Here is a 13,580-nt window from a genome sequence, read left to right as displayed (position 1 = left end):
TTAAAAAGATTAAAATAAAAATTCCTATAACAAATAGTTAAGATAATATTGATGAGATTATTTTTTAAAACTAATCTCTATGAATCATATTATTGTAAAATTAAGTGGTGTATTTAAAGAAAATATTAATAACTAGTATAAGATTTAAAAAATCAATATTCTCTATTTTTAAAATTATATAGATAGAATTAAATTATTCTAAGGTATAGAATTATCTTTGAAAATTAATTTAGTAGGGAGAAACAACTATGAAAAAAATATCAATTTCAATAATTGCTGGTGCTAGTTTGCTTTTTGGTAGTGGCCTTAATAATGTTAAAAGTATAAATATTTTAATGATTTTTATCATCATAACTTGATAAGTAAAAATAACTATCAACAATATACAACAAATCTTACTAAAAAAGTTTTGGCATTATCACAAGGTGATAATGTATTACATAGTCAAATTGAAAATATTCGTTTTATTCACTCACAATTTACACCAACTGGAATTTTTGTTACTAAGGGATCAAAGGTTACCATTACATTTCCAAATGTTGGTAAAAATAAATTTAGTATTTTTATTGGTCAATGAGGAGTTTATGCTAATTTAAATGCTGGTCAAAGTTTATCACCAAAAGAATATCAATTAACTAATGAAATCAACACAATTATTTCTGATACTGAAGGTATGTTGTATTTAAGTAATAAAACCGAAGATAAATCGTTTCAAGTTCAAGTTAACGTAGAAGCTGGAATAAATGTTCCAACTTTTAAAGTTGATGAAACTAGTAATAAAAACTTTTTAGAGCAACTTCAACAATGAAGTGATTCTCCATTTGTAGAAATCATTGGTAAAAATGTCTTTGGTACTTTTCAAATGTCACTAGCGAAAGAACTTTGATTAAACAACAACCCTAATACTTATAATATTAACTATACAGTTCAAAACTGAGATAAAGTCTATGAAATGTCTAATTACATTAGTGGTCTTGGTTTGAATTATGACGGTGTTGCTTTGAAATATCATAATCTAATCCAAATTGCTAATCCCGATACTGCTTCAGGTTATGCTTGTGCTTCTGATAATTATGTTGATTTTCAACAAGATACGGGTGCAGGGAAAGATTTATTTCAATATAAGTCTTTAAATGAATGATGAACACTTTGGCATGAAATTGGTCATACTTATCAAAACCCAGATTATGAATTTGATGGATTTAGTGAAGTAACAGTTAATATTAATTCTTTTTCAATTGAAGAACAATTAGGTTTTAAAAATCGCATGTTCACTCGTCTTGATACTATTGAATCTATTAAAAATTTTATTGAATCTACTGACCCTAATAAAAATATTGAAAACTTAGATTGTTGGGGTAGTTTAGGTCTGTTTTTACAATTACATATGGCTTATGGCAAATCATTTTTTCCGTCATTAAATCAAATGTATCGATTATTGAGTCCTGAACAAAAACCACAATCTAATGAACAAAAATATCAGTTATTCATTCAAATGACTTCTAAACTAGCAAATCGTAATTTAATTCCTTTTTTTGAAAAATGAGGAATTAACACTTCAGATAGTACAAAGAAAATTATTAGTCAGTACCCCAATTTAACAGTTAATATTTGAAATAATATCTTTGATGGTCATATTGAAAGTAATGCTATTGTTGATCATATTTTACCTGATTATCAAGTAGTAACTGGACCAAAAGTTGATAGTAATTTACCAATTCTAAATTTACGAGTTGGGCAGTCAGTTACAAGAGAACTTGCAAAAGAATATATTACTAATATGAGTACAGACATGACATTTGATACTCTTTCTCAAGTTGATTGAAGCAATATTGATTATTCTAAGAATGCAAAACATAATTCTTATTTTGCAATTAGCGTTAATCAATCTAATAAAATTGGTAATAAATATATAATTCCAACTAAGATTAGAAATGATAATAGTATTAAAATACTTGGTCTTGGTGATGATTTACATGGAATTTTTAATTTAGATTTTGTTAATCAAAAGATATTTTTTGCTGGTAATGATTCTGAAATTCATTCTTATTTTAAAGACGAAAAATATGTTGAAATTCAAGTATATGATGATAACAATCAACTTATTTATGATGAAAGTGTTAATGGTAATGAAAATACTTTAAAGTTTGAAAATTTAAACAATCTTACTTATTATAATAATTATCAAGTTCACTTTTGATTTGCTGAACCTTCTTGTGGACAATATTTTAGTGAATATAATTGAAATCAAAGCATTCAAAAACTTAATAAATTTATTATTAAAGACAATGATTTAGTTAAAATTTAATAGTTAGTTTTAAGTACCTACTTCTTTGTTACACGACTCTGGAAATGTTTATAAAAGCATTGGTTCTAATGCTTTTCAGTTTTATCTACTATTTTGTGAACTTAGCATAGAAATTAATAACTTTATCATTTTTGTTTTTTTTCCATAAAAATAAATTTTCCTGTTAAAATTAAACATATAGTTTTCTTTTATGAGTAAATAAAATAAGGTGGTTAAAATTATGAAAAAAGAAGCATTATTATTGTTTAAAAATGCTTTTAAACAAGCGTTTCGCAATAAAATTCAATTAGTAGGATTAGTTATTTTAGTACTATTATCATCAACTATTTTCTCATTAATGCAAACTAGTTTAAGTCGCATTTCTAATGAATATTCACTGCTAATTAGTAATGATCCCCAACATGGTTCTAATTCTGAAAATGGTTTTCATGGCATATCTTTACTTCCTTCCCTAATTATTTTTGAGATTATTTTTTAAAATAGAAGAAGGTAAATAATGTTTTAATGAATACACTATGTGATGATAGAGGATTATTCAAAAGTAACAAAACATGCTTGTTGTACAAGCGAAATAACTAGTACAAACAAAAAAGAGTAAGCATTTTAATTAAATCTTAGGGGTTCAGTCTATCTATCTTTATTTTTCTTATTTTCTTTGTGATTCTGCTTGCTTAATTGCATCTTGTAAATTATTTTCAACAATCTCATATTGTAAATAACTATTACTTGTTGGTAATTGTAATTCCATATTATTTAAGTAACTAATTTCGACATGAATTTTGTTACTAATAACATTAAAAACATGACCACCTTGCATTTTATCATTACTAATAAAATGACTATGAAAACCAGCAACACCGATGGTACTAGCAAATTTAGGAGTTCAAAATCCCACAATATCACCACTGACATTATTAATTGTCATTACTGCTTGGTCTTTAGTTGCTGCTAGTAATGATGGGAAGGGGATTGTTTGTTTTGTAACTGTTCTGACCATAACTTGTTGAAAATTACCAGTAATTTTATAAGCATAAAAAAGATTAGGTGATGGTAATAATTGTGTTATTTTAGTTTCCAATTGTTCATATGTAAGATTATCACAAGCAATTTTGATATTACTTTTGAATCATGTTAATGATGCAAAAGGTGATGTCATATCATTAGTTACTGTTTTCACTTGCCCTGAATTTAACATTTGATAAGTTTTACCTTCTAAGACAATTAATTCACCATCAATACTATCAAAAGTACCAATGCCAAAATCACCCTTTGTTAATAATTCTTTAAAACTAATTGATCCATAAAAATCCTTACCCATGAGTGCAGAAATAGTGGAATATTGATAAAAATTATGATATTTTTTTTCCATAACTAATAATTCTTTCCTTCTAATAAATTTGATTTTCTAACATGGTTTGTCCCAAATTAATATTATCACTATAATCAATGATAACATCAATAATGACTGGTGTTTGATAATTTAATGCTTGTTTTAAAACATCTGCTAATTGTTCTTGTCTTTCAACGCGTAAACCAATAGCACCAAAACTTTCAGCATATTTAACAAAATCAACAGGACCTAAATCAACACCTGATGTTCGTTTATATTTCATAATTTGTTGAAACGCCACCATATCATATGTCCCATCATTTCAAATTAAATGGACAATTGGTAATTTTAATCGTACTGCTGTTTCTAATTCCATGGCTGAAAATAAAAATCCACCATCCCCTGACATTGATACCACTCGTTGATTTGGTCGTACTAGTGCTGCGCCAATGGCTCACGGCAATGCTACTCCTAAGGTTTGCATACCATTAGAAAATAATAATGTTCGTGGTTTATAACTACGAAAATAGCGAGCCATTCAAATATAATGAGAACCAACATCACAAGTAACAGTAACACTATCATCAATTATACTGCGTAAGGTATTAATTAAAAATAAGGGATGAACCTTAGCGTCTTTTTTAAACGTTATTTGTTGATTATCGCTTAATTTAGCTTGTAATTTATTTAAGAATAATAATTTTTCTTTACTTAGTTTTAAACCTTTAAATTGTTCGTTAAATGTTTTTAATGTTAAACTAATATTACCAATAATTTCTAATACTGGTTGATAAAAATTATCAATATCACTAATTACTTCATCAATGTTAATCACTGGTGTTAAATTTTTATTTCAAATGCGTGGATAGTATTCAATAGGATCATAACCGATGGTTATGATTAAGTCAGCGGCATTTAATAAATCATCACCTGGTTGATTTTTAAATAAACCTAACCGTCCATAGAAATTGCTTTCTAATTCACGCGTGATGATTCCTGCTGCTTGAAATGTTTCGACCACTGGAAAACTATGGTTACGTAAAATGTTACCAATTTCTGTTGTGACACTAGTACTAGAAGCTCGCATTCCTAATAAAAAGACAGGTAACTTAGCAGCGTTTATTTTGTTAATCAATGCTTTAATTGTTTTATTAGTAGGAATTCCTAATTTAGGTTCATTAGTAACTGCAGCAACTGCTTGCACTGCTACTGGTGAGGTAATAATATCAGCAGGTAATGAAACAAAACTAGCACCAGGTATTCCATTTTCAGCACTACGAAAAGCATTAGTGATAGTTTCTGAAATATTATCTTGATGAATAACTTCTTTTGAAAACTTAGTAATTGGTGCAAATAAAGCAGCATTGTTCATTGATTGATGTGTACGTTTTAAACGGTCTTGTCGTTGCACATTTCCAGCAATGGCAACAATGGGATCGCCTTCAGCATTAGCTGTTACTAACCCTGTAGCTAAATTAGAAGCACCAGGCCCTGAGGTTACTAACACAACTCCCGCCTTACCGGTAATTCTACCGATGGCTGTGGCCATAAAAGCAGCATTTTGTTCATGCCTTGCCACAATTAATTGTGGACCACGATCATTTAAAACATCAAACACTTTATCAATTTTAGCACCAGGAATTCCAAAAATATATTTAACCCCTTGATTAATTAACGTGTCAACAACTAAATCAGCACCAGTTTTTATGAAATCTTTTTTCATATGTTGTTTCTCCTTATATATCTACATCTTCTTTTACTAATAAAATCTTAACACCAAATAAATCATTCTTATAAAAAATATCAAAAACCAATTGTAAAAGAATTAAGAATTTAGCTAATAATTATGATAAGATTTATAAAGATTTATTCATTTAGAAAGGAACATTCACCTATGACTAAAAATGAAAAAAATAATGTTGAAATCATTAATGTTTCTAAAAGCTATAACAAAAATGTGGTAATTAAAAACATTAGTTTAGACGTTCCCATTGGTTCACGAATTGGGATTGTTGGCCCAAATGGAACAGGAAAAACTACAATTTGTGAAATGATTTCGCAATTACGAGCACCTACTAGTGGTACTATTAATATAAAAGATGATTTAAAAATTGGAATGCAATTACAAGAAACTAAATATCCGCGTGGTGTTACTGGTTGAGACATGGCACAATTTTATTTGCGTGCTTATCGTTTAAACAAATCAATTCAAGATATTCAAAAATTATTATATTATTTAGATGCTGAAGCATTTATTAATAAACCGATTATTACATTATCAGGAGGACAGCAACAAAAGATTAATATTTTATTAGCATTAATTGTTGAACCAGAATTATTAATATTAGATGAATTAGCCACTGGATTAGATTTGGAAGTTCGCGAACGAATTTATGAACTACTAGAAAAAGAAGTTTTTATTAAACCTGATTTATCAGTTTTAATTGTTTCACACAATATGCAAGAAATTGAGCGTTTCTGTCAACAGGTTATTTTTATGTTTGAAGGTGCAATTATTAGTGTTAATGATGTTAAAACTATTGTTGAAGAATATGGTAGTGTTGAAGAATATGTTAAAACTAAATTTAAAGAATATAAAATTGGTATGTATGATACTGAAGAATTAGCAAAACGTTTAGGAGGTGGAAGTAATGAAAAATGAGCTAAGTCATGAAAAAAACATCTTAAAAAACAAAATTAATGATTGAGCAGTTATTAATTTATTTATTAGCTATTTAAAAAGTAATCGTTCGATTATTTTATTTTCCGTTTTAATTTCACCATTAATTTTTATTGCCGCTTCAATTTGAGGTAATAATTTGGTGTTAGCATCACCTAGTGGCAAAAGTATTGGACGAATTGTATTAATGATTATTTGATTAACACAAACTGCTTCATTGTCAATTCAAACTTTTTTAGCAATTTTATTAGATTTAAAACAGAGTGTTGTTTATCGTCGCATTGGATTAACACGGATTAGTAGAACTAAATTTATTATTATGTCCTCATTATTCAACTTAGCACTAATTTTAATTTCTGATATCATTATTTTTATTGGAGTAATCATTGTGGGGTATGCTGTTCCATTATCACCAATGTTATCATCAATCCTTAGCTGACAAATATTAATCATTATCTTATTTACGTTAGTATTATCAATTACTATTACTGGTGTGGCCTTGTTAATGTCAGTGCTTATTAAAAGTCGTACTGGACAAGCGATTGCTAGTTTATTAATTGTTGCTCCTTTAATTGTTTTAACTTATTTTTTAAGTGGCATTGTTAGTTCTAATTTTATTAGTATGATTGGTATCGGTGGTGTTATTGGTATTTTTGTTGGTGCCTTTCTCGTTATTACTGTAATAAGCTGTGTTATTTATTTCTTAACATGAAAGTTATTTAAATGATTTGATTAAATTATTAATGTAATAACACTACTTTATTTAAAATTTTCCTTAATTTTTCCTTTATATACTGTACACTTATAATTATTACGTTCAATTTAGAAAGGAAAATAACTAATTTATGGCATTTAAAATTATGTGTCCTCATTGTCACAAACCAATTACCGAAAAAGATTTTCAAGAAAATGAACAAGCGATTGCTCATTTACAAGAATTTTTTAATAGTCAAGAAGCAAAATATCAACAAGCATTAACAGATAAATTGCATAGTCAGTGATTAACACAACAAAAAGCGATTTTAGAAGCGCAACTAAAAACTCAAGAAACACAATTAACAAAAGACCAACAAAAAGTTGTTCAACAATTAAATACCGAAAAACAAAAAGAGTTAAATAATCTTAATAATAAAATCCAAGAATTAGAAGTAATAAATCAAACTAATGAACAAAAAATTAAAGCAGCACTTAGTGAAAAAGAAGTAATATTAAATAAACAACATCAACTAGAAATTGATCAATTACAATCACAACTCAATGCTTTACTAACAGAAAGTAAAATTACTACTGAAAAAATTCAAACAGCAGTTAAAGAAACTACTTTACAATTAAATGCTGAAAAACAAAAAGAGTTAAATAACCTTAATAATAAAATCCAAGAATTAGAAGTAATAAATAAAAACTTCGAATCCGAACTAAAAGCCCAACTAACTGCAAAAGAATTATCTGTTGTAAAAGAGAAACAAACAATAATTGATACTATTAAAGACCAAACTATTAAAAAAGAAAGTGAATTAAATTTAAAAATTACTGAACTAACATTAAAACTAGAACAAGGACGTAGTATTAAAAGTGGTATTTTAGGTTCTAATTTAGAAAACGATTTTGAACGAACAATGAACACTTTTTACTTAAGCGATAACTTTGAAAAAACAACAAAAGCTATTAATGGTCGCAAACCTGATTTTATGTTAGGCATTACTAATCCACGCAATGAAAAAAAAGAAATGGGAAAAATCTTATTTGAATTAAAAAATCAAGAGAAATTAGCACTTAGTGATGTTGAAGACAAGTTAGCCAAAGAATTAAAAGAATGAAATGGTGACTTTGGACTAATTATTTGAACATATGCTCATGCTCCATTTACGCATTCTAAAACACACAATAATATTTTCATTGTTAATACTGATTTTGAAATTTTAGTATTAATAGTTAATGTTTTAAAAATGTTAATCAACAAGCGTTTTACCTTAGAAAACCAACAACAAATTAAAAACCAAGATGAAAAAATGATGGAAAAATTTAAATCATGAATGGAAAATGACTTTAATAAACTAATTGGAAAAGTTATGGGTGAATTTGATAAATTTGATAAAAGTATTTCCGATTTAGGAAAAACAACTACTAATTTAACAAAAATTAAAGATAATTTAAAAATAATTCTAACTGAAAAAATCGAGAATAAACTAAAAACTTTCTAAACTTTTGTGATATGTTATAATTATTTAACAAGTCACTGGTGGGGGTAGAGGAAATGAAAAAGATTCTTAGATTTTTCACGTTTTTTAGTAGCTTATTGATAGTTACTATTAACAGTTTACTAGTAACAGGGTGTTCATTATTTGTTCATGATTTTAACCGTAATGACAATGTTAGTATGTTACAATATTACATTCCTGGTGAGCATGATTTTATTTTGAAATATGAAACTGAAATCGCTAACAAAGCCAGCGATACTAGCATTAATGAGTTTAATAATTTGTATGATAATATTACTAGCGAAACAAAAATAATATGACAAGATTATGCTAGTCTACAAAAAGACTTATTAAAAACTAAAATGGGGATACGTTATAGTGAAACTAATTGAGATCAATTGCTTAATCAAGAAAAACTTACTAATGCTGAAAAGGCCATAGGAGAAAAAAATATTCTCCGTCTTTACAACATCATTGGTAGCTTATATAGTAAAGATGTGGTAACAAAACTGATTCAAAATATTTCTGAAGTACCATTAAACAATAACATTGTCGCATGAACAAATTATAATCCTATTTATAATAATTTAAGAGTGGGCTTTGATAGTCAATCTTTTAACACTAGTTTTATCGATCAAGAATATCGTCAAGGATGATGGGCATCTGATGATATTATTAGTATTGTTGCTCATGAATTTGGTCATGCACTAAGTATTTATTTAAACTTAGATAATGCCAAACGTGCTACTTTTAATGATAATTGAAACGTAAATAGTAATAATGATAATTGTAATTTAGTACCATCTGTTCCTAAAAATAATAGTTCATCTGCACAATTACAACATTCAATTCCTAATTGTGTAGACTATTTTATGCAATATTTAAACGAAATAAGTAATGTTGTGATTACTCATGATCTAGAAAAAGTATTATTTCCGTTAGTGGTAGTACGTAGTAATTTCGGTCGTGGTTATTGAGTTAATTCAAATATGGACATTCCTCCAGATGAATTATTTGCTGAAGCATTTAACGAATGAATATTAACTCCAGAAGTTCAAAGAAATTGAAATTGAGAGTTATTAAATGATTTCTTTATGGATTATTTACCTAAGGCTTTTAAATAAAAATTTGTTTTTGTAAAAGATCTGAACTAGATAAGTTTAATAAATAATTTAATCTAAAATAATTTTTTATCTCATTTACTAATTAACAATGCTATAATGTTGTTAAGTATCAAATTAATTTGATATTTAACAATATCCATATAAAGCAGGGGTGGCATTTGCCTGAGAAATACCCTATAACCTGATCTAGGTAATACTAGCGGAGGGAGACTTTATTTTTTAATTTGTCTTTATAATATTAAAAAATGATAGCCCCTTCGTGTTCAAAAAAATAAAGGAGCTATCATTTTATGTTATTAACCCAAATCAAAAAAGAACCAGAAATATTAAAAATTAACCATTATAAAATTAAAAAGGATATGATGGTTAATATGTTGTTTAAAATATCTACATTAATTAGCTTAGTTTTTTTACTAAGTATTCTAATTTTAGTCAGTGTTTTATCAGCTTCTCGTATTAATAACTTTTTTCATATTAATCCAGATATAGGATATAAGTTTTATAGTAGCAAAGTTTGCTTAATTATAGTATCAGTTTTGTTGCTAACTAGTGCTGTATTAGTAGCAATTATTAGTTGAACTGCTAATATTGATAAAATTCATGAAAATATTTTTGTATTTTCATTCTTAGCAATTTGCAGTATTAATGTTATTGTACTAATCCTAAATCTTATTAAGCATTATCAATGACAAAAAACGCAAGGGTTTGCTTTATTAAGAACACAATGAAGTAAAAAAATTAAAGCAGCACTTGGTATTAAAAAATGAGTTACTGTTGATTATGTTATGATTGCAATGTTTAGCGCTTTAACTATTGTTTGTGCTTTTATTGAAGAAAATTTACTACCACATTTACCATATGGTGGGGGTATCGCTATTAAGTATATTCCATTAATGGTTATTAGTTTTAGTGTATCATTTGCAGCAGGATGATTAACAGGTATGATTAGTGCTTTAATGAGTTTACTATTTATTCCTGCAGGCAACATTATTAGTCCGTGAAGTTATTTATTAGGCTACTTCTTACCAATGACAACGCCAGCCATTATTGCTTTATTACGCTTTAATTTAAAAGCTGATAAATCTTTATTTACATATATTAATTATTGATTCCATTGCTTTATTGTTTGTTTAATTATTTATATGTGACAAACAATGTCAGGATATTTTGTTTGAATAAAACTATTTGGTACTAAACCATGAAATGGTTTTAACCCAATTTTTTATTCACTTGTTTATAATTTTATTCATATTTTCTTATTTACTTATCCAGTTATGCAATTAACAGTGCCATTTATTTATCGTGGTTTAGTAAGTCATTACGTTGAACGTTATCGTTAAAATAAACATTTTTCTATTGTTAAAATTTATCATTTTAATGTTATAATATTATTTAGTGAAAGGGTGATTTAAATGAAAAAAGAATCAATAATTAAAGAAGATATTGTTATTATGGATGGTAACATGGAACTAATGAATAAATCATTAGTTGATAAAAAGATTATTTTAGCAGCCATTGAATTAGGAGAACATGCTCAACATACAGTTGATACAGGTTGATCCGATCATTTCCAAGCACATGCTAAACTAAAAGGAGAAACTAAAACAGGTACTTGTTTTTGTCAAAAATCAGCAACACATTTAGTTTATTTTTGAAGATAATTATATGCTTTAGTGCTTTTTTACTTTTTAACTGCACCTTTGAATGCTATTTATTCATTAGGACATTTATGAAATGGTAAACTACCTAATATACATTTAAAATATGTTTCTTGATTTAAGAATTGAAAAAAAATAACTTTCACTTTGTTTATTATGCCAAATATGATAAAATAAAATTTATATTCATATTAGTTTAATCCTTACAGAGATAAACAAACTCTATAAGGATTTTATTTTCACAAGTAACCTAGCATGAATAGATTTTTGAAGTTTAGGGTATAGCGTTTAAAAATATTTATTTTTTATATTTTGTTCAAAGAATAGTTTAAAAACATCTCGTTCTTAAGAAGTTATAAAATTAAGCTGATTAATAAATTGCAATAATTATTAAACATAGCTATAATTCAGATGTTATAATTACTATTATCTATACTAATAATAGAAATTATTAATAAAAAATCAAAAATATTGTTAAAAATTTACTTTTAAAAGTGTTAATAATGTTATTATTACTTTTATACAGTTAATCTTTTTTTAAGTTTTTTTAAAATTAACGTATAATTAAACTATCATTATATTAAGTTTCGATTGTTTAAAATATATTTATAGGAGGAATTATGAAAGTTGCTTTTGATGTAATGGGCTCAGATTACGGTAGTCTTCCTGCTATTGTTGCTGCACTACAAGTAGTAAATGAATTTAAAAATGTAGATATTGTTTTAGTGGGCGATGAAGCACAAATTAAAGGGAATTTACAAACGTTATTAAAAAATAAGCCAATACCTTCATCATTAACTATTAAAGGAACAACACAAGTTATTACTATGAATGATGGTCCATTAGCGGGAATTAGGATGACTAATTCATCTATGAGTCAGGCCATTCAATTAGTTAAAAAAAATGAAGTTGATGGTATTTTAACTTCTGGTTCCACAGCTGCCTACCTTGGTACTTGTCATTTTTTATTAGGGGAAATAAAAGGAATTAAGCGTCCTGCTTTTATGCCAATTATGCCTACGTTAATAAAAGATCAGCAAGTAGTATTATTGGATGTTGGTGCAAGTATTGAAAATACTGTTGATGATTTGATAAATTTTGCCTTAATGGCACACATTTACTGCCAAACTATTCAAAGTATTTCTCGACCCAAAATTGGTTTATTAAATATTGGAACTGAAGAAAATAAAGGACCAGAAGTTACTAAGGCCACATATGCTAAATTAAAAGCATTAACACAATCAGATGGTAAACTTAGTTTTTTAAATTTTCACGGTAATATTGAACCACGTAATGTTTTAAGTGGTGAAGTAGATATTATTATTTGTGACGGATATTCAGGTAATATTGTTTTAAAGTCAGTAGAAGGTATGGCATCTTTACTTTTTACTTTAATTAAAAATGGATACAAAAAAAATATTTTTACTAAACTTGTGGGATTATTATCACTTAACATTTTTAAAAATATTAAAACTACCTTTGACTATAAAAATACAGGGGGAGCACAATTAATTGGTATTAATGGTATTGCTTTTAAAGCACATGGTTCAAGTGACAAAAAATCTTATTATAGTACATTAAAGTTATTAATTCGTGCTATTGAACAAGATGTTACTAATAAAATTACTAAACAGATTGAAGCATTATCATAAATATTATAGGAGAAAAAAGTATGATTAATATTGAACATATTTTAAAATCAACTTTGTTAGATAAAATTAAAAATAATAAAAATTATCGCGAAGCTTTTACACACCGTTCATTTTCTAATGAACATAATTTAGATTATTCGTATGAACGATTAGAATTTTTGGGTGATTCTATTTTAGGCGAAAATATTTCAATCTATATTTGACATTTATTTCCCGAAAAACATGAAGGGCAATTAACTAGTTTACGCAGTAAAGCTGTACGTCAAGAAACACTTGCTGCTGCAGCCATTGCTCTTGGTTTACAACACTTTTTATTTTTAGGAAATGGTGAAAAAAATACTGGTGGTCAACAACGTGAAAGTATTTTATCAGATATTTTTGAATCATTTTTAGCAGCTGTTTATTTAGATTTAGGAGATAAAGCTGTTAAAGCGATCCTTGATTTAACACTATTTCACTTAATTGAAGATAATCAGTTAGAAACCATTGTTGATTATAAAACTAAATTACAAGAATTAATTCAAGCTGAAAAACGTGATCCAATTAACTACAAAACTGTTGATCAAATTAAAAAAGATAATGTGACTTATTTTGTTGTCAATGTTTATTTAGATAATAAAATTTTAATTG

Annotated in this window: 12 protein-coding genes and 1 riboswitch; of the genes, 10 read left to right on the top strand and 2 right to left on the bottom strand. The window is 26.8% G+C overall.

Annotation, left to right across the window (positions count from 1 at the left end; translation table 4 throughout):
* The first annotated feature begins 355 nt into the window (after positions 1-355).
* Together RDJ14_RS03425 and RDJ14_RS03420 are read left to right on the top strand one after the other, a co-directional pair.
* A complete protein-coding gene (locus RDJ14_RS03425) occupies positions 356-2,308 on the top strand; it encodes a M60 family metallopeptidase (RefSeq protein WP_308149977.1) in 1,953 nt (650 codons plus the stop codon).
* Between the two features lie 220 nt (positions 2,309-2,528).
* Positions 2,529-2,786, top strand: a complete 258-nt coding sequence (locus RDJ14_RS03420) for a hypothetical protein (RefSeq protein ID WP_308149976.1) — start codon at positions 2,529-2,531, stop codon at positions 2,784-2,786.
* A 168-nt stretch (positions 2,787-2,954) separates the two neighbouring features.
* On the opposite strand, the gene budA is transcribed toward RDJ14_RS03420, so the two are convergent.
* Both budA and alsS read right to left on the bottom strand, forming a co-directional pair.
* A complete protein-coding gene (gene budA / locus RDJ14_RS03415) occupies positions 2,955-3,677 on the bottom strand; it encodes an acetolactate decarboxylase (RefSeq protein ID WP_308149975.1) in 723 nt (240 codons plus the stop codon).
* A 19-nt stretch (positions 3,678-3,696) separates the two neighbouring features.
* Positions 3,697-5,361, bottom strand: a complete 1,665-nt coding sequence (alsS, locus tag RDJ14_RS03410; protein ID WP_308149974.1) for an acetolactate synthase AlsS — start codon at positions 5,359-5,361, stop codon at positions 3,697-3,699.
* Between the two features lie 171 nt (positions 5,362-5,532).
* On the opposite strand from alsS, the gene RDJ14_RS03405 reads away from it, so the two are divergent.
* The 8 genes from RDJ14_RS03405 to rnc all read left to right on the top strand — a co-directional run.
* Positions 5,533-6,339, top strand: coding sequence for an ABC transporter ATP-binding protein (locus RDJ14_RS03405; RefSeq protein ID WP_308149973.1), 807 nt, complete (start codon positions 5,533-5,535; stop codon positions 6,337-6,339).
* The gene (locus RDJ14_RS03400) at positions 6,290-7,054 is read left to right on the top strand and encodes a hypothetical protein (RefSeq protein WP_308149972.1); all 765 of its coding nucleotides are present in this window, start codon (positions 6,290-6,292) and stop codon (positions 7,052-7,054) included. The genes RDJ14_RS03405 and RDJ14_RS03400 overlap by 50 nt, the downstream gene beginning before the upstream one ends.
* A 109-nt stretch (positions 7,055-7,163) precedes the next feature.
* Positions 7,164-8,519 carry a DUF2130 domain-containing protein gene (locus RDJ14_RS03395; protein ID WP_308149971.1) on the top strand — a complete coding sequence of 452 codons (1,356 nt, stop codon included), beginning with the start codon at positions 7,164-7,166 and terminating at the stop codon, positions 8,517-8,519.
* 53 nt (positions 8,520-8,572) lie between these two features.
* Positions 8,573-9,640: a hypothetical protein gene (locus RDJ14_RS03390; protein WP_308149970.1), complete on the top strand. Its 1,068-nt coding sequence runs from the start codon at positions 8,573-8,575 to the stop codon at positions 9,638-9,640.
* Between the two features lie 137 nt (positions 9,641-9,777).
* A riboswitch (TPP riboswitch) is annotated at positions 9,778-9,866 on the top strand.
* Between the two features lie 64 nt (positions 9,867-9,930).
* Positions 9,931-10,980, top strand: a complete 1,050-nt coding sequence (locus RDJ14_RS03385) for an energy-coupled thiamine transporter ThiT (RefSeq protein WP_308149969.1) — start codon at positions 9,931-9,933, stop codon at positions 10,978-10,980.
* Positions 10,981-11,052: 72 nt separating this feature from the next.
* On the top strand, positions 11,053-11,301 hold the full coding sequence (locus tag RDJ14_RS03380) for a hypothetical protein (RefSeq protein WP_308149968.1): 249 nt from the start codon (positions 11,053-11,055) through the stop codon (positions 11,299-11,301).
* 617 nt (positions 11,302-11,918) lie between these two features.
* Positions 11,919-12,950: a phosphate acyltransferase PlsX gene (gene plsX, locus RDJ14_RS03375; RefSeq protein ID WP_308149967.1), complete on the top strand. Its 1,032-nt coding sequence runs from the start codon at positions 11,919-11,921 to the stop codon at positions 12,948-12,950.
* A 20-nt stretch (positions 12,951-12,970) separates the two neighbouring features.
* The coding region (rnc, locus tag RDJ14_RS03370) for a ribonuclease III (protein ID WP_308149966.1) at positions 12,971-13,580 on the top strand (610 nt) is incomplete at its 3' end.

This window comes from Spiroplasma sp. AdecLV25b, from assembly GCF_030913225.1.
Classification (GTDB): Bacteria; Bacillota_I; Bacilli_A; order Mycoplasmatales; family VBWQ01; genus Spiroplasma_E.
Note: the sequence above shows the minus strand (reverse complement) of the source record. Positions and strands in the feature narration are given on the sequence as shown.